The sequence below is a fragment of the Bacillus sp. SJS genome (assembly GCF_000732485.2).
In the GTDB taxonomy this organism is placed as follows: domain Bacteria; phylum Bacillota; class Bacilli; order Bacillales; family Bacillaceae; genus Metabacillus_B; species Metabacillus_B sediminis.
Window position 1 is genome coordinate 139,704 of sequence record NZ_JAQV02000019.1, and the last position, 22,354, is coordinate 162,057.

The 22,354-nt window shown below is 43.2% G+C and carries 25 protein-coding genes and 1 pseudogene; 15 read left to right on the forward strand and 11 right to left on the reverse strand.

From position 1 onward, the window contains the following. Positions 1 to 72: 72 nt before the first annotated feature. Positions 73 to 1,419, reverse strand: coding sequence for an FAD-dependent oxidoreductase (locus AS29_RS11235; RefSeq protein WP_035405875.1), 1,347 nt, complete (start codon positions 1,417 to 1,419; stop codon positions 73 to 75). Positions 1,420 to 1,490: 71 nt separating this feature from the next. Between AS29_RS11235 and AS29_RS21055 the strand changes: the two are divergent. The 3 genes and pseudogenes from AS29_RS21055 to AS29_RS11240 all read left to right on the forward strand — a co-directional run. Further along, positions 1,491 to 1,670, forward strand: a pseudogene (locus AS29_RS21055) (DinB family protein); the annotation flags it as partial. 335 nt (positions 1,671 to 2,005) lie between these two features. Next, the gene (locus AS29_RS21390; RefSeq protein WP_156505938.1) at positions 2,006 to 2,173 is read left to right on the forward strand and encodes a hypothetical protein; all 168 of its coding nucleotides are present in this window, start codon (positions 2,006 to 2,008) and stop codon (positions 2,171 to 2,173) included. A gap of 129 nt (positions 2,174 to 2,302) precedes the next feature. Continuing rightward, on the forward strand, positions 2,303 to 3,073 hold the full coding sequence (locus tag AS29_RS11240; RefSeq protein WP_035405876.1) for a TerC family protein: 771 nt from the start codon (positions 2,303 to 2,305) through the stop codon (positions 3,071 to 3,073). 588 nt (positions 3,074 to 3,661) lie between these two features. On the opposite strand, the gene rbsK is transcribed toward AS29_RS11240, so the two are convergent. The 5 genes from rbsK to AS29_RS11275 form a co-directional block, all read right to left on the reverse strand. Beyond that, positions 3,662 to 4,564, reverse strand: a complete 903-nt coding sequence (gene rbsK / locus AS29_RS11255) for a ribokinase (protein WP_035405880.1) — start codon at positions 4,562 to 4,564, stop codon at positions 3,662 to 3,664. Between the two features lie 161 nt (positions 4,565 to 4,725). Beyond that, positions 4,726 to 5,106 (reverse strand): ion channel, encoded by a 381-nt coding sequence (locus AS29_RS11260; RefSeq protein WP_051860602.1) that lies wholly within the window; start codon positions 5,104 to 5,106, stop codon positions 4,726 to 4,728. Between the two features lie 107 nt (positions 5,107 to 5,213). Beyond that, positions 5,214 to 5,489: a DUF3986 family protein gene (locus tag AS29_RS11265; protein WP_035405882.1), complete on the reverse strand. Its 276-nt coding sequence runs from the start codon at positions 5,487 to 5,489 to the stop codon at positions 5,214 to 5,216. A 78-nt stretch (positions 5,490 to 5,567) separates the two neighbouring features. Then, positions 5,568 to 6,206 (reverse strand): YczE/YyaS/YitT family protein, encoded by a 639-nt coding sequence (locus AS29_RS11270; protein WP_035405884.1) that lies wholly within the window; start codon positions 6,204 to 6,206, stop codon positions 5,568 to 5,570. Between the two features lie 82 nt (positions 6,207 to 6,288). Further along, complete coding sequence (locus AS29_RS11275) at positions 6,289 to 6,741, reverse strand: DUF2269 family protein (protein ID WP_035405886.1); 453 nt, start codon at positions 6,739 to 6,741, stop codon at positions 6,289 to 6,291. Positions 6,742 to 6,958: 217 nt separating this feature from the next. Between AS29_RS11275 and AS29_RS11280 the strand changes: the two genes are divergently transcribed. The 8 genes from AS29_RS11280 to AS29_RS11315 all read left to right on the forward strand — a co-directional run bounded on the left by AS29_RS11280 (position 6,959) and on the right by AS29_RS11315 (position 12,937). Further along, positions 6,959 to 7,306 carry a DoxX family protein gene (locus AS29_RS11280; RefSeq protein ID WP_035405888.1) on the forward strand — a complete coding sequence of 116 codons (348 nt, stop codon included), beginning with the start codon at positions 6,959 to 6,961 and terminating at the stop codon, positions 7,304 to 7,306. 97 nt (positions 7,307 to 7,403) lie between these two features. After that, positions 7,404 to 8,393 (forward strand): carbohydrate kinase family protein, encoded by a 990-nt coding sequence (locus AS29_RS11285; protein WP_035405890.1) that lies wholly within the window; start codon positions 7,404 to 7,406, stop codon positions 8,391 to 8,393. 67 nt (positions 8,394 to 8,460) lie between these two features. Then, the gene (locus AS29_RS11290) at positions 8,461 to 8,865 is read left to right on the forward strand and encodes a VOC family protein (protein WP_035405892.1); all 405 of its coding nucleotides are present in this window, start codon (positions 8,461 to 8,463) and stop codon (positions 8,863 to 8,865) included. 229 nt (positions 8,866 to 9,094) lie between these two features. Further along, complete coding sequence (locus AS29_RS11295) at positions 9,095 to 9,547, forward strand: YwqH-like family protein (RefSeq protein ID WP_035405894.1); 453 nt, start codon at positions 9,095 to 9,097, stop codon at positions 9,545 to 9,547. Further along, complete coding sequence (locus tag AS29_RS11300; RefSeq protein ID WP_035405896.1) at positions 9,544 to 9,810, forward strand: YwqI/YxiC family protein; 267 nt, start codon at positions 9,544 to 9,546, stop codon at positions 9,808 to 9,810. Before AS29_RS11295 ends, AS29_RS11300 begins: the two co-directional genes overlap by 4 nt. 22 nt (positions 9,811 to 9,832) lie before the next feature. Continuing rightward, positions 9,833 to 11,926, forward strand: coding sequence for a T7SS effector LXG polymorphic toxin (locus AS29_RS11305; RefSeq protein ID WP_051860603.1), 2,094 nt, complete (start codon positions 9,833 to 9,835; stop codon positions 11,924 to 11,926). After that, the gene (locus AS29_RS11310) at positions 11,927 to 12,412 is read left to right on the forward strand and encodes a hypothetical protein (RefSeq protein ID WP_035405898.1); all 486 of its coding nucleotides are present in this window, start codon (positions 11,927 to 11,929) and stop codon (positions 12,410 to 12,412) included. Positions 12,413 to 12,448: 36 nt separating this feature from the next. Next, positions 12,449 to 12,937 carry a YxiF family protein gene (locus AS29_RS11315; RefSeq protein WP_035405906.1) on the forward strand — a complete coding sequence of 163 codons (489 nt, stop codon included), beginning with the start codon at positions 12,449 to 12,451 and terminating at the stop codon, positions 12,935 to 12,937. A 682-nt stretch (positions 12,938 to 13,619) separates the two neighbouring features. Here the strand turns inward: AS29_RS11315 and bla are convergent. Next, positions 13,620 to 14,558, reverse strand: a complete 939-nt coding sequence (gene bla, locus AS29_RS11320) for a class A beta-lactamase (RefSeq protein WP_197491603.1) — start codon at positions 14,556 to 14,558, stop codon at positions 13,620 to 13,622. 265 nt (positions 14,559 to 14,823) lie between these two features. Between bla and AS29_RS11325 the strand changes: the two genes are divergently transcribed. The 4 genes from AS29_RS11325 to AS29_RS11340 all read left to right on the forward strand — a co-directional run bounded on the left by AS29_RS11325 (position 14,824) and on the right by AS29_RS11340 (position 17,463). Next, entirely contained in the window at positions 14,824 to 15,666 is an 843-nt protein-coding gene (locus tag AS29_RS11325) for a sialate O-acetylesterase (RefSeq protein WP_035405907.1), read from the forward strand. Further along, positions 15,663 to 16,202 carry a PadR family transcriptional regulator gene (locus tag AS29_RS11330; protein WP_035405908.1) on the forward strand — a complete coding sequence of 180 codons (540 nt, stop codon included), beginning with the start codon at positions 15,663 to 15,665 and terminating at the stop codon, positions 16,200 to 16,202. The genes AS29_RS11325 and AS29_RS11330 overlap by 4 nt, the downstream gene beginning before the upstream one ends. Before the next feature lie 391 nt (positions 16,203 to 16,593). Beyond that, complete coding sequence (locus tag AS29_RS11335) at positions 16,594 to 16,833, forward strand: hypothetical protein (RefSeq protein WP_035405909.1); 240 nt, start codon at positions 16,594 to 16,596, stop codon at positions 16,831 to 16,833. Positions 16,834 to 16,917: 84 nt separating this feature from the next. Beyond that, positions 16,918 to 17,463, forward strand: a complete 546-nt coding sequence (locus AS29_RS11340; protein ID WP_035405910.1) for a GNAT family N-acetyltransferase — start codon at positions 16,918 to 16,920, stop codon at positions 17,461 to 17,463. 149 nt (positions 17,464 to 17,612) lie between these two features. On the opposite strand, the gene AS29_RS11345 is transcribed toward AS29_RS11340, so the two are convergent. The 4 genes from AS29_RS11345 to AS29_RS11360 all read right to left on the reverse strand — a co-directional run bounded on the left by AS29_RS11345 (position 17,613) and on the right by AS29_RS11360 (position 22,026). Further along, positions 17,613 to 18,017, reverse strand: a complete 405-nt coding sequence (locus AS29_RS11345; protein WP_035405911.1) for a hypothetical protein — start codon at positions 18,015 to 18,017, stop codon at positions 17,613 to 17,615. 115 nt (positions 18,018 to 18,132) lie between these two features. Then, the gene (locus AS29_RS11350; protein WP_035405912.1) at positions 18,133 to 19,314 is read right to left on the reverse strand and encodes a glycosyltransferase family 2 protein; all 1,182 of its coding nucleotides are present in this window, start codon (positions 19,312 to 19,314) and stop codon (positions 18,133 to 18,135) included. Positions 19,315 to 19,419: 105 nt separating this feature from the next. Further along, entirely contained in the window at positions 19,420 to 20,082 is a 663-nt protein-coding gene (locus AS29_RS11355) for an O-methyltransferase (protein ID WP_035405913.1), read from the reverse strand. A 402-nt stretch (positions 20,083 to 20,484) separates the two neighbouring features. Next, the gene (locus AS29_RS11360; protein ID WP_035405914.1) at positions 20,485 to 22,026 is read right to left on the reverse strand and encodes a BCCT family transporter; all 1,542 of its coding nucleotides are present in this window, start codon (positions 22,024 to 22,026) and stop codon (positions 20,485 to 20,487) included. Positions 22,027 to 22,354: the final 328 nt, after the last annotated feature.

Sequence of the window (22,354 nt, forward strand, 5' to 3'; positions counted from 1 at the left end):
AATCCCCCCATTCCAGTCTTTCCCTTATTGTACCAAAGGAAGGAATGGACATGGGGAATGGTGCTCCGGAGCTTACCTGATTGCCTGCGGGAATTGAAATACTCGAGACGGATCATAACGGTCATTTACTTCCCTGAGCCTCTCTGCATTGGCACCATAATAGGCCGTTTCATAGTTTGGCAGTTCACTTATCGGAAAATTGACAAACGAACCTTCTGTGAGCGACGCAAGAATCCGGAAGCGCTGGACGACCCACCGCTGGTTGACGGAAGCATATCTGTCCTCCTCCCAAACGGACTGAATGCCTGCGATATAGCGGGCATTTCGGTAATAAAAGGCCTTTTCATTTGGTTTTACCTCCTGCACCTTTCCGCCAAGCGCATAAACCGTCAGTCCCGCAAAAATTGAACCGGGAGGCTTGTTTTGGATCAATTCCACAAGAGTTCTAATTTCATCAGGCGTATAGGTTTTAAAAACGAACCGGCCGGTTGATTTGAATTTTTCAGAGGACGGATAGGATTTCTCCACCTCTCTGACCGCCTCTGAAAAGGGCTTCTCTTCAGCGGAAAGTTCCATCCCGCTGATCTTTGCAAAGGGGCTAAGGATTCTTTTCGCTTCATCGGCCGCACCATAGTAAAATCCCCGGCCGAAAATGGCCATTCCTTCTGCGGCAGAGTCATACAATGTGGTGCTGATCGTGATTTTCCGGTCAGCCCGCGGCAGCCATTTTTGCCAGGTGAGTAGAAATTGTTCAATGATTTCGGGGGAGGCATCAGGGCGGTAAAGGTGGACAAGCGTGACTGTGCGGATTTTGGGAGGCAATCGGAATGTCATGGAAACGACGACTCCGAAGTTGCCGCCGCCGGCTCCTTTGCAAGCCCAGAAAAGGTCTTTGTTTTCTCTTTTACTTGCTTTTATGAGATCTCCTTCAGCGTTAATCAGCTCAAGCCCAATCAAACTGTCGCAGCCAAGTCCGAAATACCGGCTCGAGTATCCCCAGCCGCCGCCAAGGACATATCCGCTCACTCCGACGGTCGGACAGGTGCCCCCTGGAAAAGGATAGCCCCTTTTACCGGCAAACTCGTAAATTTGTTCATTTTTCACGCCTCCGCCAGCAGTAAGGGTGTTGGCTGTTGCATCCAATTTAATGGAACTCAACCGGCTGACATCCAGAACGAGCACATGATTGCCTGTGGAATATCCCTCATAATGGTGGCTTCCTGACCGGATTCGCAGATCAATCCGGTGCTTAACGGCCCATCTGACGGCATTGGAGACATCCTGAACGGATGATGCGTACACGATGACAAGCGGGAATTTTTGAATGGCCCGGTTCCATTCCTGCCGTGCCTCTTTATATTCCGCATTTTTCCTTGTAACGACTTCTCCGGTTAACCCATTCAAATCCAGTCCAAACATGCAGCTAGCACCGCCTCGCTCCTATAGTCTCTTATATAGATATGGGGAGGCGTTCCCTGGCATTCCCATAACAATGGACTGATGCAAATCTTTCCGAAGAGCATCCTGTAGCAGGAAGGAACATATCGAAAGAATCCCTCCTTTTCTTCCTAATCCAGCATCAGATTCACCACCGGGGCCAGATGACGATCTTAATGCGCCAGGCAGGGCTTAAGGTTCCGGGCATCTATTTACCTTCAAAGGAAGAATAGGCACTGGCAGGTATGGAAGAACCGAAGATGTAAAAATTCTTGACAGACAGCCCGGGTATCCATTATGCTTTTTTTAACAGCCGAAGAGTAAAGGCTGCGCTCGATTACAGAGCTCATATACTCCAAAGGGGAGTAGCTTACAGTTATGTCGACAATACGTGATGCATGCATCGCCGGCCTGACTGGCAACAGCAATGTTGTTTGCGAGACCTTTGCCATTATGGTGAAGGGATAATTACGGATAATTCTAACCTTCACCGGCCAATGGTGGAGGTTTTTTGTTTACACAAAAACCCTTCAGAAATCTAAATGGATGAAGGAGAAATGGATACCTGTTGAAACCGCAAAAGAATCTTCTTTTGTTTGTGACGATGCTTGTCACGTTTAAGCTGTACGCTGTAGCAATTATGACACTTGAAATTTACAACCCGCCGAGAAGTCTCTCCCTGCAATCCCAGCAGAGCCAAACGGATCAGCCGCGGCTTTTGCTTAACCATAAATGAAAATACGTTCACTAAATGTTCGCATTTAAATGAATGGACGACAAAGTTTTAGGGAAACTTCAGAATGAGCAAAGTCATAAAGTTCGGGGCATTACTAAATAAGAATAAGAATGAGAAGGGGGACATAATTTGGACGCTGGATTATTGCTGGAATATGGATGGGTTCTGCTCATCCTGATCGGGTTGGAAGGAATCCTTGCTGCGGATAATGCTCTTGTTATTGCGACGATGGTTAAACATCTTCCTGAAGAAAAGCGGAAAAAAGCTTTATTTTACGGTTTGGCCGGGGCTTTTATTTTCCGCTTTGGATCGCTATTTATTATTTCCTATCTGGTGGATATTTGGCAGGTGCAGGCAATCGGAGCCCTTTATTTATTGGGAATTGCGTTTTACCATATCCTGAAAAAGCATGTCCTGAAGCCTAAGGTGAAGGAAAATGCCAAGCCTGAAAAAGAGGGATCCGGCTTCTGGATGACGGTCATCAAGGTTGAGGTAGCGGATATCGCATTTGCGGTAGACGCCATTCTCGCAGCGGTTGCGCTCGCAGTAACCTTACCGGAAACGAGCCTCCCTAATATCGGAGGACTTGACGGGGGCCACTTCGCGGTCATCCTCACTGGCGGAATTATCGGGCTGGTCATCATGAGATTCGCGGCCAGCTACTTTGTCGTCTTGCTTGAGAAGAGACCGGGTCTTGAAACGGCTGCGTTTGCAATCGTTGCCTGGGTAGGGGTAAAGCTTGCTGTATACGCCCTTTCTCATCCGCAGCTGGCCATCATTTCAGAAGGATTTGGGAAAAGTGTCACGTGGAAAGTGATTTTCTGGTCAGTATTGATTTTGATTGCAATTACAGGCTGGTTCCTATCCAAACCGAAAGCCGAAGTGGAAGCAGGAAGATAGATGAGAAGAGCTGGCCAAAAGGCCGGCTCTTTTTTGTTGGGCGTGCGGCTGGTGCTGAAATGGGGGATGCTGAAGGTGGGGGTGCTGAATTGTGTGGATGCTGAATCGGGGCCAGTCCCGCGATGCTTCACCGCAAAGGGGGACAGAGACCTTTATCAGGAAGGCCTTATGGGTCAAAGGTTTGCGAGCGAGGTGCCAGAGCTTTAGTGCGGTAACATTTTGCGGGACTGGCACGGTGCCAGTCCCGTCTTCCTTCACCGCATAAGGGGACAGAGGCTAATATCCTGGAGTCCTTATGGGTCAAGGGTTTGCGGGGGATGGTGCCCAAGCTTTAGTACGGTAAAATTTGAGGGGACTGGCCCCATTGAGAGTCTATTCGCCACCGATGAAGCGGGCGAAATGATTGATTACGGGCAGTTCCGTGTCGATAACGGGCAAAACCGTGTCGATAACGGGCAAAACCATGTCGATTACGGGCAAAACGACAATTCCTGCCTCCAACCATACAAAAAAAGACGCACGGAGTTCCGTACGTCTTTTTTGTTGGTATCGGTGTGGCTCAAGATCTGCCAGCACTATCAAAAGTTGTTAAGAATTTCGTGTTTCCTCATCCAGAAGCTCTCGTTCGACCTCATCTCTTGATGGCATCCCGCCCTGCGCACCGAATTTCGTCACTGAAATCGAGGCTGCTTTGTTGGCGAAACGGATACTTTCTGGGAGGCTTTTTCCTTCTGATAGAGCTACCGCGAATGCTGCATTAAAGGTATCGCCTGCACCTGTCGTATCCAATGCTTCAACCTTAAATGAGGGAATGACGGTTTCTTTTTCCCCGTCATGATAGCGGACACCGTTTTTTCCTTCCGTCACAAGCAGCTTATTCGGATTATCTTCAAGTGCTTGCTTAATGGAGGTTTCGCCAAAGATCAGCCTTGCTTCTGTTTCGTTTGGTGTCAGGTAAGATGCATTAGCCAATATGCTTTCTGCCGCATTTCTCGCTGGTGCCGGGTTCAAAAGAAGAGGAATGCGATACTGCCGGCAAAGCTCGCTTACATGCTCCACTGTGTCTTCCGGAATTTCCTGCTGAATCAGAACCATCGAAGATTCGCGGATGACTGGAAGCGCATCATCAACAAGGGCAGGTGTCACAAGTTTATTGGCACCTTGGACAACAATGATGCTGTTGTCACCTTCCGCCAGAATGATATGGGCCGTACCGCTGGACGTATGACTAACGGATTTCACATAATCGGTACGAACCCCGTTCTTATGTAAGTTGCTTACAATCGCTTCCCCATACGGATCATCTCCCACACATCCTACCATGTATACATCTGCTCCCAATCGCGCCGCCGCTACCGCCTGGTTTGCCCCTTTTCCTCCAGGGACGCTTTTAAAATCCTCCCCCAGAATCGTTTCTCCTGCTTCCGGACGCTTTGCTGCTGTGACAACAAGGTCCATAGAAGAACTTCCTATTACTGTGATGGTGGCCATATCGATCCCTCTTTCGTCGTTTTTCTTGTCTATCGCGGACTGTTATGATTCTGCAAATCCTCTGGCATGGATATGCCGGGACTGTGCACTTTATTCAGATTTAAATTACTTGGTTAGACTGGCAACCCGCAAACAAAAGAACTGAAAAAAGCACGAAGAAATCAATTTCCTTCCCCATGCTTTTTCTCTTCTTCCTTAAGCTTCTCCTTCACTTCATTCGGAAATAAATTGATTACCAGGGCAACAGGCAATAAATAACCGATAAAAGCCTGGATCGATGCAAACAGTCTGGATAATTCAAACGGTGTAATATCTCCGAATCCGACTGATAAATTGGTGACGAGGCTGAAATACAGGCATTTTAAAATAAGAGCGTAAAGAGTCAAACCTTTTTCGTCCAAGTAGTGTTCCTTCAGATGACCAGCCCCGCTTAATTCCAAGCCTAAGTATATTGCCGCAAAAAGGATAATGGAAACTAAGTAGATAACCGCAAACAGGAGAAACCCTGTCCAGGTTTTGTGCATATGGATACGTGGAAACAAGAGTACTCAATCCTTTCAGACTGGGGGTTATCGTACCCTTATACCCTTTTCCTTAAGAAATAGGCTATCTTACTAAAAATTTAACGATTGAAGTTGATATGAATCCTTTAATTTGGAACTATTTTTTGGCTGTATAACCACTGTTCAAATTGCTTTGCACCGTAATCATAATCAAGTTCCTTCATTTCAACTGAAAAAATTCTAGTGCCGAAGTGTTCGAACGATAATTCGCTATCTTGAACGGGGTTTTTTAAATCGTATTGTTCAAAATCAAAGAAGATGTCCCAGATTTCTTGTGACTGCCTTTTATAAGCAATTGCTTCTAAATCAAAACCATTTTTGTAATAACCTAAGTGAAGATGGTATCTATCGTCATATAACACGTATACACCTTTTTATTTTTCATTGAAACCCGCACTTTTTCTTGTGAAGAAATAAAGACCCCTAAAAGGAGTCTCTTCTTATCCCGTCATTTCTTTCGTTTCCTTCATGGTTCCCGCCCTCTGCGTAATCCATTTAGAACAGAAAACGTAGGATCGCTGATAGATCGGACTTTGGATAAACGGATAGATGAACGTGAAGATAAAAACCGGTCCTCCGATGACTAATCCGATCACCACCACAAGACATTCAATCAGAATTCTGACCCGGCTAATGGAAATACCCGTTTTATCAGACAGGGAAAGCATGAATCCATCTCTTGGACCGGCACCAATACCGGCAGCGGAATACATGCCGCCGCCGATTCCCATCGTGATAATGGCCAGAAGCAGAATTCCTATATCTGCAGGAAGGCTGGACGGGCGGGGGAGGAAGCCGAGAAATAAAAAGGCATCCACCATCACTCCCACCAGGACAGCATTCAACAGGGTACCGATGTTTATGTACTTCCTGCCGATGAACAGGGAACAGCAAATGAGAAAAAGTCCGACGAGGATCGTCCAAGTTCCGATGGTTAATCCGAATCGGTCCTTCAATGCAATATTCAGCATATCCCAAGGACTCACACCTAAATATTGAACCTGAATAGCCATTGCGATTCCATAGCTGAAAATTGTTAATCCAATGAGAAAAATCATCAATCTGAAACTGTACCGCATCTGTCTTCCCCTTTTTTGCTTGTTAAAATTGACTATACGCCACTTGAGGGGGAAAATAAACTAAGTTTTTTGATGAGAGAAGTTAAAACGGCTTCAGCACCATCAGTGCGATTAAGATGATGGCAGCGGAGTGAAGAAATCCATTATAAGGGGCCATGCTTTTCCCAATTTGATGATAGGATTCCGGCAGATCTTCACCCGTATGGCCATCAAGAATGGCTTTTTGCTCGGCAATCCGCTTTGGAAGAATACCGGCAGCAATTGGCTGCACGGCTACATAAATAATGAGAGAGGCAATGAACCATATTTTAGTGAATAGATCGGGATTGAGGATGCCGAGTACTAATCCAGTGACAAGAAGGGTGATGCTTCCGATTTTGGCGAGTTTTTCAATTCCTGCATTCACATGAATGGCAAAATGTGCTTGTGCAGCTGTCTTAGGCCTGTTCATCAGAATTGGAAGGGCGAAGGTAGCCCCGAGTCCGCACACGGCGGCAATTACATGAATAAGAACAATGATTCCATAAATGCTCATAAACCTTTCCTCCTAGAATAATGATAGGATAATAATACCAAAATATAATCCGGAGTATTTAATAAATTACAAAATTTACAATTTGTAATATAAAAGTAAACTTGGAATATTTATCTTTTGAAACAAGACTAAAAGCAAAATACCAGGAATATATAATACTGTAACTCAGTCTTCCTGACATACATGAGGTTCATCACAAAGCGAGGAGGAAGTAAAGATGGGTACAGTTGCCTTTATTCTTCAAATTTTATTAGGTTTGGCGTTCCTTTTCTTCGGCTTTAACAAATTTGGTTCAAAGATGAACGAGGAGTTTACCCGCTACGGCTATCCGCAATGGTTCAAAATTGTAACTGGGATTGTCGAGCTTGTGAGCGGGGCTTTTCTGCTCGCGGGTTACTGGAACGATCAGCTGACGGCATGGGGCTCGCTGCTTGCGACATTAACGATGCTCGGAGCGGTTGTGACCCACTTGAAAGTAAAGGATGCGGGATCGAAGTATACAGTGCCGGTTGTGCTCCTGCTGCTTTCAGCTCTTCTTCTGTATTTGAACAGCGGTAATCTTTAATGAAAAAAGCCCCTTTTGCTTGGCATGAGGGGTTTTTTGTGTTCACCGAAATGGAATTAGGATATGATGGGGTAAAAGCAAAAGAACGGGTGACACGATGAAAAAAGTGTACTGTATCGGCGAAACACTGATTGATTTTATCCCTCTTCAAAAAAACAAAGCGTTAAAAGAAGTCGGAGGCTTTGAAAAAGCAGCCGGCGGTGCGCCGATGAATGCTGCCATAGCGGTTGCGAAATACGGCGGCCATTCGGTGATGCTGACTAAAATGGCTAATGACCACTTCGGCGATTTTCTGCATGACGTGATGTGTGCCAACGGAGTCGACGTCTCCCATATTGTTAGGACCGACGAAGGGGAGACCGGTCTTGCCTTCGTATCCGTCGACAAGGACGGGGAACGAAGCTTTACTTTTTACCGGAAAAATGCGGCGGATTTGCTGCTGGAGCCTGAAGAGGTTGCCGGCGTTCAGTTTCAGGAAGGCGACTTTCTGCACTTCTGTTCCGTTGATTTGGTGGAAAGTCCAATTAAGCAGACCCATTTGAACGTGATCGAAGCTATTCGAAAGGCAAACGGCACCGTCAGCTTTGACTTGAATGTCCGAATCCCGCTCTGGCCTGACGAAGCAAGCTGCCGGGAAACGATTCTGGATTTTGTTCCTCTCGCAGATCTTATTAAAGTATCGAGTGAAGAGCTTGAATTTGTCACGGGGATTCCGGATGAAAACAAAGCCATTCAATCCCTGCTTTGCGGCCATGTCAAAGCCGTCGTTTATACAAAAGGCGGCGAGGGGGCGGCAGTTTATACAAAAGAAGGGCTGGTCTTCGAAGATCCAGGCTTTAAAGTAACCGTCGAAGACACGACCGGTGCGGGAGATGCGTTTATAGGCGGATTGTTAAGCGAGCTGTTAAGCCTTGAGGCTAAACCGGACAGCCTCATTCAAACGCTGCAAACCCATCATGAACAGCTGCTTACTTTTTCCAATGCAAGCGGAGCACTTGCCGCATCTGTCAAAGGAGCCATTGAAGCGGCACCTGGCAGGGAGAAGGTAATGGAATTTATCGAAGCTCAGCGGCCAGCCGCAGGCTAATTTAAATGAAGAAAAAAATATCTTAACATGGAACAGTAGATATAGCAGCGTAAGGAGGTCATAAATTTTGAAACTTGATCATACCGGGATTGCCGTTAGAAGAATAGATGAAGCGATTGATTTTTACACTGAATTCCTCGGCGGCAAACTCGTCGAACGATATACAAGCGAAAAACCTGGGGTGGAAACCCACATTGCGGTCATCCACCTCGATAACCAGGTCATCGAACTTCTCGAACCGACCAGCAAAACCTCGCCCATCGACCGGTTTATCAGACAGAAGGGAAAGGGTGTCCATCATTTGGCGTACGAAGTAGACGATTTGGATAAAGCCATCGAAGAATACGAAGCACGCGGAATGAACTTTTTAAAGGATACATACCGAACCAATCCGTTCGGAAGAAGACTCATATACATGAATCCCGCCAACACACACGGACAGATTATCGAACTTTGTGATTATAAAGGATAAATGGAAGCAGCTTCGGATTTCGTTCCGGGGCTGTTTTTTTATAGGTTATTATTCATGCAGGTTGCAGTAATGAGCCTGTTGGAACTAGTTCATATCACTCATTTGTAAAATTAACTGGAAATAAGATGAGGACTTTCTTCCAATTGGGGTATATGGTAAAAAATGATAAAATTAAGAGTAGATGAATGTGGTATTTTGGCGAAAATAACTAGTTTTTGAGGTGAATGAGATGGATTTATGGGGAGCGCTCAATAGCGCCCAATCGTACATCAGCGGCGGAATTGAAGGCTTAGAGGAGAAAATCAGAAAGCTTCAAAAAGCAAACAGTGACCTTTCCAAAGAGCAGGATCAGGGGCAAAGGGAGATTAAGATCATCCAGCAGCCGGATCTTGCCAATGAGTGGAAGGGTCCGCGTGCGAACGATTTTGATCAGTCACGTGAAGCGGCCTATAAGGACATGGAGAGTGTCTTCAGCAAGGATTACGATGAATATCAAGAAAAAATCAGCAGTGAAATACAGAGATTGCAAAGTCAGCTGAATGATTTAAAGATGGCGATGGCCTTTGCTTCTTCGATTGAAGATGGTCTAAAAGCCGTTGATGACACGCTTGAAAGTGCCCAAAAGAAATTGGCTTCAATCGGAAATGATATTGAAAGCCTGACGAAGAAGGTGTTCTCATGACGGACATTAAGCTTGACCATGCGGAGGTTATGAACCAGCTGGCTGATATGAAAAAAGCGCTGAGCGAAATCAAAATCGATCCTCCTTCCGCTGAGTCCCTTGGAGAAAATGAACTTAAGTTTACGAAGCTGTGGCTTGAAAAAGAGGAGCAAATCCATAAGTTCGCCGGTGAATACGTAAAAGCGGTCCTGAAAAATATTGAAGACACCGAAGACAATGTGAATTATTTGAGAGAGCAGGATGAAGCGATCACAATGAAATAAGTAAAGAGAGGCAGCGTGACGGATGACCAAAGTATATGAATCAGACTCGTTAGCCACGGCCATTGAATCAAGGACGAAGCAGTATAAAGACTTCGAAGATAAGCTGATTGCCCTGGAAAAAACGTTTCAAGCACTTGTCGATAATACCGAATTTAAGGGCAAAGGCGCCGACAACATTAAAAGTTTTTACCAGGCCCAAATCGACCTGGTCACGGACTGGAAAAATTTTATCCAGGCCGTTACTGATTTTTACAGCGACGTTCCGAAATGGGCAGAGGATTACAACCTTGCCGAATCCACTAAAGTTGCCGTTCCCTTTCTTAAGGAAGGACTCGAAACAGGTTCGAAAAACAGTAAAACGATGGTCGAAACGCAGCACAGCGATCTCGAGGGGATTTTAAAAACCATTCATGATCTGATTTCCCTCACCGCTTTCTCCACAGAATCCTTCGACACCAACATGAAAAAAGCGGACACGAAAAGAAGTGAAACGGTTACGGCTGTAGAGAATCTTGATACCTCCTATGAGGAAACCTACACGGCTCAGTCCAGTACGATCGGAGTCGTCCAGCAAGGCTATATGGCCATCATGAACGCAACCGCCAAAAGCGGTTCAGTCCAGCCCATGAATTTCAACGTCAAAACCTATCAGGCCGACCCCATCCACGAGGTCCGGAAAAACGTACAGGAATCCATCGAAGCCTACCAAAAGCAGCAAGAGGAAGCCCAGAAAATCCGCGACCAAATTGCCGCGGAAAAAGCGAGAATCGAAGCAGAAAAGGCCCGGATCGAAGCCGAAAAGAATAAACCTTGGTACGAGAAAACATGGGACGGCGTCAAAACGTTTGCCGGCGAATTCAGCGGCTATTATGACTCCGTCCGCGCGACGACAGGCGTCGACCCCGTCACCGGACGCAAGCTCTCCAACGCCGAACGCGTAGCCGCCGGTGCCATGGCAGCCGCAGGCTTCATCCCCGTCGTCGGATGGGCAGGCCGAGCCGTCAAAGGCGGAAGCGCCATCTACAAAACTGCCAAAGGCATGAACGCCGCCAACCATATGCTAGACGCCTACAAAAGCACAAAAGCCATGGACATTCTAAACAAGACCGAAAAAGGAATCTATGGCCTCTACACCGCCAACAGCGCCTGGGAATTAGGAAGCGGCCGGGATATGTTTGGGAACAAGCTGACGGAGGAGCAGCGTCAGAATGCGCTTTGGAATGGGTTGACGATGGGGCTTGTGGGTGGTGGAGCTCATATTATTGATAAGGGCGGGTTATCGAAACTAGCCAACAAAGCGCCACATAGTACGGCATTTGTGAGAGATAAGGTGGCTAAGGCACAGGAATCGTTGAAGCAGATTGGGAGCCGGGTCGGTTCTAGGGTTCAGGATGCATTTAGAACTACTGCGAATACCATAGGTGCGAAAACAAGAGATACGATAAATAAAATTGGCAAAAAAGCTGCAGATCTTAAAGTTCCCAAATCAATACGTATATTGAGTATGGATACTGGTGGTTTTAGAATACCAGTAGGCGTAGATGTGGAGAGTAAGAGACTTGGTGATTTGTGGAGTAAGATGGATTCTGGAGATGTTGATAAAGGAAAGGGCGGAATACCAAATACGGGAAGTCATGTTAAAGATGGAAAGAAAACAATTTACACCAATTCAGCAGGAAATAGATTAACATGGGTAGAACAGCATCCTAAAAACATTAACAGAGATATTGACCAGGCCTTAAACAGTTCTAATGTAGGTAAAGCAACAGAAGCGAAAGTAGCTGACCTTGTTAGAAAAGAGACCGAAATAATTGGATTTGGGCAAAAAGTTTTAAAAGAAAGCGGAGAGGCTGCTGGAGATTTAGATGTTGTAACAAAAACCGCAATTATTGAAGTGAAAGCATCGATTAAGGCAGTCAAAGAGGACCAGTTTAATAAGATGACTGATTCAAATCATGAATTGTTTTTTAATCCAGATAATAAGAGAGTTATTTTATATATAGATAAACCTCTGACTAATCTAAGACCAGAACATGAGAAAATGTTAGAGAATATAGAATCAAGAGGGGTTACAATAGTTAACTCATTAGAAAATTTAAAGGAGGCATTAAATTAAATGGGAACATCTGCGTTTATATTAACGAATCAGCAAAATTATTGCCCTGAAAAACTATTAGCAGATTCTATAATATCTGCTTATAATGCGGATGTAATGTTGAATTTTCATAACTCTAAGAATTTAACAGAAGACGGAAGGCTGCTTTCAACTACCTTAAATATAAATGACAAAAATGTTCAGGAAAATAATAAATCTTTTATTTTTTATGTAGATGCGAAGGACAACCCTAATATAGAATTTTTCGACTATGAGGAACTAGACCTAGATCCAAACAATAAATTGTATCAAATTGGCTTTATAGAAGAAATGGATGGAGTAGAAGATTTACTATTCAAATTCATTTACGAATACCTCAGCATCAATAAAAATGACTATTTTTGGATGCCAGACTATGATTGGGTCTATACATTGGAAGATCTAAAAAAATTGAATGTGTCATCACTTGATCCAGAATGGTGTTATAAGAATCCCAATTCTTTATAAACTAATGAAGTTTTAATCAAAGATAAGGTACGGATAATGGATAATTGCAATATTAATTTGGCGACAGAAATCCTTAAGAGGAAAAATAGAAGAAATAATTTAATCAAAAAATTAGATACTATACATTTGAAAGAAGAACCATTTTTAAACATGGACGAAAACGATATATTTTATAAAAAAGTTTTTTCTATGCTAGAAAAACGAGAAGATAAAATGCGAATACAAGGTGAGGATTATCAAGAGAATATTAAAAGATCCACATCATTGTTAAAGAAAACATTTACAGATATTGATTATATGCCAAATAGTACTAGGCTCTTCTTTTTCGGAGAGAATGAAATAGAAGCTCTACTAATCCCTTTAGATGAAGTTGTGATCAATTTAAACCATTTATTGGAGTTAAGCAAGTTTTCAAGTGGGTATGCTGATTTTATATTAGTCACAGATATTTTAGATTTTGGTATATGTATAGAACGTACAGAATATTATTATGAATATAGTTTTTGGATTCCATCGGATAATTAATTTCAGTTCCAAACTTCCCAAATAATATGGAGATTGTTAAACACGCTTTACTCGAAGGGCTTAACGTCATTAAAGACAAATAGCTTAAAGGTAAAGTATAGTAATATTGATTCTAAGCTTATCTATTGGCTATGTTAGAGCATGTTGTTAATTTTGAACACCTGTTGATTGGAGTGGAAGGCGTGAGACTCCTGCGGGAGCAGCGGGACAGGTGAGACCCCGCAGACGCAAAGCGGCGAGGAGGCTCAGCGCCCGCCCCGCGGAAAGCGAACGCCTGCAGCGGAAATCAACAGCCAAGTTTAACAGAACTTATCTATTAAAGATAGAGATGTTAGAGACGGTTCCTTATCTAACAACAAACTTTTGTCTGTCTCCACCCTAAATAACATGTAACTTGTCAAAAGCCCCCTTTGCTATTGCAAAGGGGGCTTTTGACAGATATCTACCCTTGTTCCAGCTAGTTTGTTCAATAATTAAATAAAAAAGTCCACCTCTCCTTCTTGAAGAAATACACTTATTTGTTGAATAAAGCTTTCTGCATCTGATTCTTATTATGATATTGATTTACTTCCAAACCCGTATTCTATGAAGAATCCATTATGAAAAAGGATTGATCAAAAATGGATTCTCCTTAAGCATATTAAGTTTCGGTTTAGTTAGAGTGTTTTTTCTTAAATAAAAATCACTTAAATGAATTCAGTGCGACCTTGGCAGCTTTTGCTATAAGTTCATTATTATAGGTGGCATCCTTAGTATCACGGGTGGATAGAATCGCGATGATGATGGGATCTCTATCCGGCGGCCAGACGATTGCAATATCGTTTCGGGTTCCGTAGTCTCCTGCTCCGGTTTTATCGCCGACTTCCCATCCTTTAGGAACAGCCGCACGAATCAGCTCGTCTCCAGTCGTATTCCTCCGCATCCAGTCTGTTAGGATTGTTCGCTTATCATTTGGGAGAACGTCATCGACCGTGAAAGCCTTCAGGCTGGTGGCAAGTGCTCTTGCTGTACTTGTATCACGTATGTCTCCTGGGATGGCGCTGTTTAAATCAGTCTCGAAGCGGTCAGCCTCGGTTACCTTATCGCCGATTCCCCTCAGTCCTTTTTCGAAGCCGTTAGGTCCGCCTAGTTCCTGCAATAAAAGGTTCGCTGCGGTATTATCGCTGTATCGGATCGCGGCATCGGAAATTTCCCTAAGAGTCATCCCAGTATCCACGTGCTGCTCTGTGATTGGCGAATACGTGACGAGGTCATCTTTGGTGTAGGTGATTACCTCGTCAAGTTTGTCAATCGAGTTTTGCTTTAGCAATACCCCTGCGGCCAAAGCCTTAAAGGTGGATGCGTAGGCAAACCGTTCATCAGGTCGATAGACAACCGTGTGATTTGTACTGGTGTCAATAGCATAGACTCCGAGCCGGGCATCAAACTTTTTCTCAAGCTGCATGAACTTTTGGCCAGTTGCATGACTCGTACTTTTTGATTGTTCTATTTTTTCTTTTGCCTCGGTCTGCTTTAATCCTTCTCCAAAGGGGCTTAAACTTACAAGACATAAACTTAATAATCCAACACTCATCCATATTTTTAGTATGCTCACACTTTTCACCATGATCCGTCCTCCCATGAGTTGATAATGTTGATTTAATCCCATTCTGAGTCAATCAACTTAATCACTATGAACGGTGTAATGTTCATACGATTCCATCTCTATCATTCGTAAATTTCTATTTTGATTAAGTTTTATAGATGTAGGATAACCCCAACAGTTCCTTTACAGCATTAAGCAGTTAGTAGAACGCTTACAATTCCATAGTGAGTAGACGATAGTCTAATTAGACTCTATACTAGTTTAGTCTAACCAGACTATTATGTAAAGGAATGAAAATTAAATGATAAAATCTTTTTTAATGGTAGGTCAATCAAATATGGCAGGCCGCGGATTCTTGCATGAGGTAGAACCGATCTATAATGAAAAAATAAAAATGCTCCGCAACGGACAGTGGCAAATGATGACAGAGCCAATTAATTATGACCGCCCTGTTGCCGGGATAAGTCTGGCAGCATCTTTCGCAGAGGCGTGTTCGAAAGCCAGTCCGGATGAAGAAATTGGTTTGATTCCTTGTGCGGAAGGCGGCAGTTCCTTGAACGATTGGCATCCGCAAGGCACTCTTTTCCGACATGCTTTGTCTGAAGCTCGATTTGCTCTTGAAACGAGTCAAATTTGCGGCATCCTTTGGCATCAGGGTGAAAGTGACAGCCATAATTCTCTGCATGAAACGTATTACGAAAAGTTATCCCTTATCATTGAAACTTTACGTAAAGAATTAAACCTTCAAAATGTCCCATTAATCATTGGTGAGCTGGGTGATTTCTTAGGAAAAACAGGTTTCGGAAAGTACTCATCAGAGTTTCAAGAAATCAATGAACAATTACGTCGATTCGCCCATGAGCAGCAAAATTGTTATTTTGTATCGGCAGAAGGTCTAACTTCCAATCCGGATGGTATTCATTTGAACGCCGTTTCCCAACGGAAATTCGGTTATCGCTACTTCAAGGCATTTTCCGAAAAACGGAATATCCTAGAGCCTCTTTCGGATGAAAATCAATCACTAAACACAAACCGTACCTATTCGAAGACTGAACAAATCTATCTTCACAGTCTGAATTTGGCTCTGGGTAAAATCACATATGCTGAATTTGAAGCACAAATGGCAAAGGTGATGCAGCCATGATTCCCTTACTCATTCTTGGCTTGCTTATTCAAAACCCCGGCGCACATGGATACGAACTCTTAAGTTTAATGGAAAAACGGCATTATAAATATATCGTTAACTTTACTAAAGGTTCATTTTATTACAATTTGCAGCAACTTAAAGATAAAGGTTTGATTGAAGAAACACAGCAAGTACGTCCAAACAACAGTCGTGAAATTCACCCCTTCAAAATCACCTCTTTAGGATTAGAAGAATTTGATCAATTAATGTCCAAATATGGAACAAAATCCGAGTATGTAAACCTAAAATTTTATGGGGCATTACTCTTTGCAGATGTATTCGATAAAAATAAATTAGCAGAATTAATCCAATCCCAAATGGATCAAACGGAAGCCAGAATTGCTCTTCTCGATGAATACTTAGCTAATACGAAGGAATTGCCCGGTAAAATGGATTATTTTCGCCGCATGAACGAAAATTCCCGTTCTCACCATTTAGTGAACTTAAAATGGTTTGAAGAATTGAAGGCAGACATAGAAGAAGCTAATGTATAAATAAAAACGATCATCACCTATCCGTATTGGAGTGGATGCTTTCTATAGATGAATTTGTACTCTCAGCGCTAAATTGGTCAGGAGATTATCCTCATGACATCATTCAAGCTACAAGAACAAATAACCCATCTAGTAATCCTTATACTATAGAGACAAAAACGGAAACATTATTATTAAAATAGTCTATTTTCTATTAATTTACTTGCCCCTTCTTGTGATCTTTGTATTAAAATGGAATTTAAGGGTTTTCTTTTCTTACAGAAAGACCGGGTAAATAAAATTGTTCTTAGACACGATCAAAAGATATACATAAACCGATTTTTTTCAACTATATCATCCCTAACACAAACAGCTGCAGAGGCCTTTCTGCCATGGGGGAAATGGAGCAGAAATGAACGGACAATTCCCTGATTTAAAAAATTATCGTAAAGATTACAATAAGCGTGAAAATCCGAAAAATGTGAAGAAGGAAGAAAAAGATGGATGTTTAAGTGATTTAGGAGAAGGCTGCATGGAGGGCTGTCTGCCATCAGGATGCGGATGCGGCGGGTCCGACGGCTGTATGATTCTGATCATGGTTCCTGTTCAGCTTGCAATCCTTGGAGTTTGGTTCTTTGACAAAATATTTTAATGAAGAGTTGGTAGCTGCTTTATTAGATCGCGACGGTTACTTTGGCAGATCAAGAAGCGAATAAATAGATTCAGGAGGAAAACCATGGAAAATATCATCATCCAAAGACCCGTACCAGTCCAAACAAACGAGCTGCACCAATTCTTCAGCCGCGTCATCACGGATACCTTCATTAAAGAAGGAATTGGCGACCGGCAGGAGGACTTAAAAGACGAGATAGCTGAAAAAGTACATTACCTTCAAAGTGATTTTGAAACGAATGGAGAAAAGCGGTTTTTCTTAGCCGCTTTAGAGGATGGCAAGGTTATCGGCACAATTGAATTCGGTCCTGCAAGTGAACTCATTTGTAAATGTACAAACGGCACTTACAAAGGTCTGATGGAGGTCGGCACGGTGTTTGTAGATCCGGATTATCAGAAGAATGGAATTGGCAGCCGGATGCTGCAGGCTATTGTTTCGGAATTGAGGAATCAGGGATTTGAGGAGTTTTGCCTGGACAGCGGCTACGGTCAGGCACAGCAGATCTGGAGTAAAAGATTTGGTGAGCCGGAGTATTGGCTGCGGGATTACTGGGGAGAGGGATTGGATCATATGATTTGGAGATTGAAGGTTACGGATGTTTTGGTTTGAACTTTCCCTTATCTTCAATAAAAAAGGGACTGTCTGCAATGCTGCTAAACAAAAACAGGGAGACGCATTCTAAGCGTTTCCCTGTTTTCGTTTGCAGTCTGAGCCAGGCTGTTATAGCAAGCGGGACTTTAAAACTGCCTCTTATTTGTTTATCTGCAGCCGGCTAAGCTGTATTCATTCAGAATGGCTGCGTGTTCACCTGTCGTAACCAGGTTGATGATTTCTTTATTATTATGTTTGATGGCAGCATTTACTTCCTTTGAATTTGGAGCCGCTCCATACTTCATAAGGTAGGCGACCATATATTTATTATTTTTGGCAATGGCGAGTTCCATGGCGGAGTGGCCTGACTGGGATTTGGTGTGGGGAGTGCAGTTCGCTTCCAAGGCAGCAGCGAGACTTGTTACATTATTGCTAATTATGCTATCGATAAGAATATTAGTTGATTCCTTCGTTTTTTTATTTTTCCCAAATACATATAGTCCAATGGCTATGATCATCACAAGAGTCCAGGAGTTGGCGGATAAAATAGTGCTAATTGATTCGAAATGCATGCTGTGTTCTCTCCTCCGATATTTGTTTCTTACAATAACTATATCGGGTGATGTGAATAATAGTTTAGTCCTGAGTCTAATTGCCTCTTTAAGCTTAAAAGCAAAGAGGTTTTGCTTATTTTCTGAGCATATTCAGATTGTATAGTTCATTGGTATGCAATTGGACAGGAATGTCATAGTCAGGAATGACTGCGGATTCGTTTGGATTATAGCCAAATGAAACGATGGAGTGATTCGAGTAATTATTAAAATTGGTGACGAGCGTCTGAAGGAAGCTGTGCTGGGAAAATGGCTGCTGATTCAGAACCATCACATATTGGGTTTTGACTTCAGGCATATAGGATTTTATCGCTTCTTCAGCCGTTTGATTAGCATACGATACCGCAGTGGTAAGCGGATGGGATACAGACAGCAGTTTTTGGGTGACGTGCTGGTCGGATGAGAGGTCAAGAATGACAACTAGGTAGTTGCTGTAAGTTTGTTCATACACATTCTCAAGTCTCGCAATCGTGCTTTCATCTGCGTAATACAAGGGGAAAAGCAAGGTTAGTTCAAGCGGGATATTTCGTCTTTGCCTTGCCTGATGGCGCACTAAATGAAATGTATATCTCCAGCGCCGGTGCTGCTCTGGACTTTGCAGCTTGGCTGAAATACTTTGTTTGGAGTTGACGCGGTAACTGGCGAGTTCAATCGGAACATACATGATGTCACAGTGTTCAGTCAGCCTCAGCCAATATTCATAGTCCTCTACAGGTTCAGAACCGTAACCGGCAATTTTCGCTGCGATTTCTCTTTTATATAGAAAGCAGATGCCAATGGTGCATGCGTTCAGAAGATTTTCCTTCGGCTGGTTTAAATAATTGCGAAAGTGGACCAGGTCCTCTTCGGTCTGAAGAAATTGGCCGTCATCATTGAACATCCGGAAGGAGCTGTGCACAAGTCCGATTTGCTCTGGAGAGAATTCCATTAAGTTTCGAAGCGTCTCAATGAAATGAGGATAGTAAACGTTATCGCTTGATACCCAAGTTAAATAACGGATTTCGGGATCTGCAAAAAATTGATCAAAGCCGTGATTCAGAGAATAGGTAACTCCCTGGTTAATCCCATTATCAAGGATGGTCACCCTCGGGTCATAGGAGGTCAGCGATTCGGCAATCGTCTTCATTTCGGGTGCTCCATCTATGACAATGACAAACTTAAATTCCCGGTACGTTTGCGAAAGAATGGACTGAATGGCTGCTGTTAAAAAAGCAGGATTTTGATAATAAACGGGCATAACAATGCCAACATCAGGCATAACGGGTTCACCACCATTAGGATGTACAGTATCTTATTCAATCCGGTGAAAAGTGGCTTGTATATATGTCCAATGAAAAAGAAGAAGAAAATCCGATTCTTTTTTTTACTCCTTTACAATTCCAAGTGCAAATCCGTCATATCCCTTTGCTCCGACCGTTTGAATGGCGGTTGAGTCAATTCTTGGATCGTCTGATAAAAGATCGATGAACTGACGTACGCCCTGTACACTTGGATCATCATGATTTTCATCCATCACATGTCCTTCGCGGACGACGTTATCCCCAATGATGACCGCTCCAGGTTTGGAAAGCTCCAGCGCCCACTTGAGGTAATGAGGGTTATTCGGTTTATCTGCATCGATAAAGATGAAGTCAAACGCTTTTCCTTTTAAGGACGGCAATGTATCAAGTGCCGCTCCGACCACAACATCAATTTTCTTTTCTAAGCCTGCATTTCGGATATTTTCCTTAGCGACCTTCGCATGTTTCGGATCAAACTCCAGTGTGGTGAGATGCCCGTCATCAGGCAAAGCGCGTGCCAGCCAAATGCTGCTGTATCCACCAAGTGTTCCAACTTCCAAGATGTTTTTAGCCCCTTTAAGTTTGGCAAGAAGATAAAGAAGCTTGCCCTGGTTTGGAGAGACATCAATTGAGGGCAAATTGGCATCGGTGTTTGCTTTTAAGACCGCGTCCATAATTGGATCAGCCGGGTGAAGTTTCGTACTGAAATAATGGTCTACATCTTTCCAAAGCTCTGCGTGGTTCATTTTTCGCTCCCCTTATATGTAGAATTTTCAAACAAATTTATTGTATCATATTTCCATATTGTAAAAGGACGTCTGATGAAGAATGCCGTGCATGGTAGACTTTGTATATAAGTCCAAGCATGGAAGAATTGCCATCGAGAAAGTGTTTGACGAATATACAATGAATGAAGTATATAAAGAGCTGGCTGCATCATAAAAGGTTCACAAACGCTTACGAATTGATTTGATCTATGATAAACAGGATCCTCTGACCGTTCCTGGTACGCAGTGCTGTCTATTGAGGATATTTTTATTCCATATAAAATACCTGAGATTGTACCAAGGTTATTAAAGTGCTGCAGGGATTTTTAGGATTTTTAAGGAAAGAAAAAGGGATGCTCTTTTTCAGCATCCCTTTTAAGGTTATCGTGTTTCTATAGGATCTTTACCCATTTTAGCCTTTAACTTTCTCTCTTCTTCCACTTCACTCTTCATTGCTTTTTGCAATGACCAGCACATAAGAAGAAGGACGATGGCAAATGGGAAGGCGGCTACAAGCGAAGCGGTTTGCAGAACTTCAAGTCCGCCTGCCAGTAGAAGCACAGCTGCAGAAGCAGATTGAATGACTCCCCATGTTACTTTGATCTTGATGCTCGGGTTCAAGTTTCCTCTTTCGCTAAGCATACCAAGAACGTAAGAAGATGTGTCAGCAACCGTAATATAATAGATGGCTACTACTGCAAATCCGATTACACTCAGCAAGGAGCTAGCCGGCAGGTAATCAAAGAAGTTGAATATGGAAAGTGAAACGTTGTCCGCAATTTGTTTAGCAAGCTCTGGGTGCCCCATGTTCTGGATGATATCAAGAGCGGCTCCTCCGAAGATAGCGAACCATACACATGTCCCAAGCGCTGGTACAAACAGAACGCCGATGACGAATTCACGAACCGTCCGCCCTTTTGAAATACGGGCGATGAACATACCGACAAACGGACACCAGGCAATCCACCATGCCCAATAGAATAGCGTCCAATCTCCAATCCAAGTGTTGTCCCCAAATGGTCTGATCCGCAGACTCATGTTGACAAAGTCACTTGCGTAGCTTCCGAGTGAGCTGAAGAACACTTCAAAAATAGTCAGTGTAGGCCCAAGGATCAGCACAAGCAGCATGATCAGGAATGACAGGATAATCGCTGCGTTGGACAGGTACTGAATTCCTTTCTCCAATCCGGTGCTGATGGAGACAATAAAGAGCAGGGTAGCCACTCCGATTACGATTAATTGGACCGATATATTATCCGGTACGCCCATAAGAGAATGCATACCTGCGGATATTTGCATGGCTCCCAGTCCAAGAGAAGTGGCAATTCCGAAAACAGTGGCGAATACGGAAAGAATATCAATCGTCTTTCCAATTGGACCGTAGATTTTTTCTTTTAAAAGAGGGTAAAAAGCAGAGCTTACGGCTGCAGGAAGCCCTTTTTTAAATTGGAAATAAGCAAGTGCCAGGCTTATGACCGTATAAATTCCCCAGGGCTGCAATCCCCAGTGAAAAAAGGAATACTTCATGGCTGTATTTGCTGCTTGGGCAGTGTAGCCTTCTCCGTATGGCGGATTCGTGTAATGGGTAACAGGTTCAGCAACCCCCCAGTAAACAATCCCCACACCCATTCCTGCACCAAATAGCATCGCAAGCCAGGAGCCTGTTTTAAATTCAGGTTTGTCCGTCTCTTTCCCGAGTTTAATGTGCCCAAATTTAGAGAATAGCAGGTAAATCGCATACACCACGAGAAAAAATGCAGTACCGATATAAACCCAGCCTAAATACTCTATAACAAAGTCATAAGCTGTGGTCGTTATTTTGTTGAAGCTGGCTGTGAAGAAGCCTCCCCAGATAATGAAAATCAGTGTTAAAAGAACGGATATAAAAAATACACTATGCTTTGAAAAGCTAAAATTCTTCATAATTTCTAGTTCTTCTCTCCTTCCATTTTATTGGTATTCCGCCCGAACTATGCCACCGTGTAGTCTAACGATAACTTTTGGCTATGTCCAGTGCAGCCTCTTGCTAATGACCCAAAACCGTTTGGAATGAACCTTTCATCATCGTTGCCATGTAGGCAATGACATCCCTTTCAAAAAAAACGTAAAAGTTTTGAAAGGGATTTTTATTTTTATATAATATTTTCCTGTTATTCAATGGTTTGCCTATTCTATCTTCTGCAAATTTAAGGTGATTTAGTCGGAAAACCCAAAAATTTGAAGGGGAATAATCATACATGTCGAAAGGGTA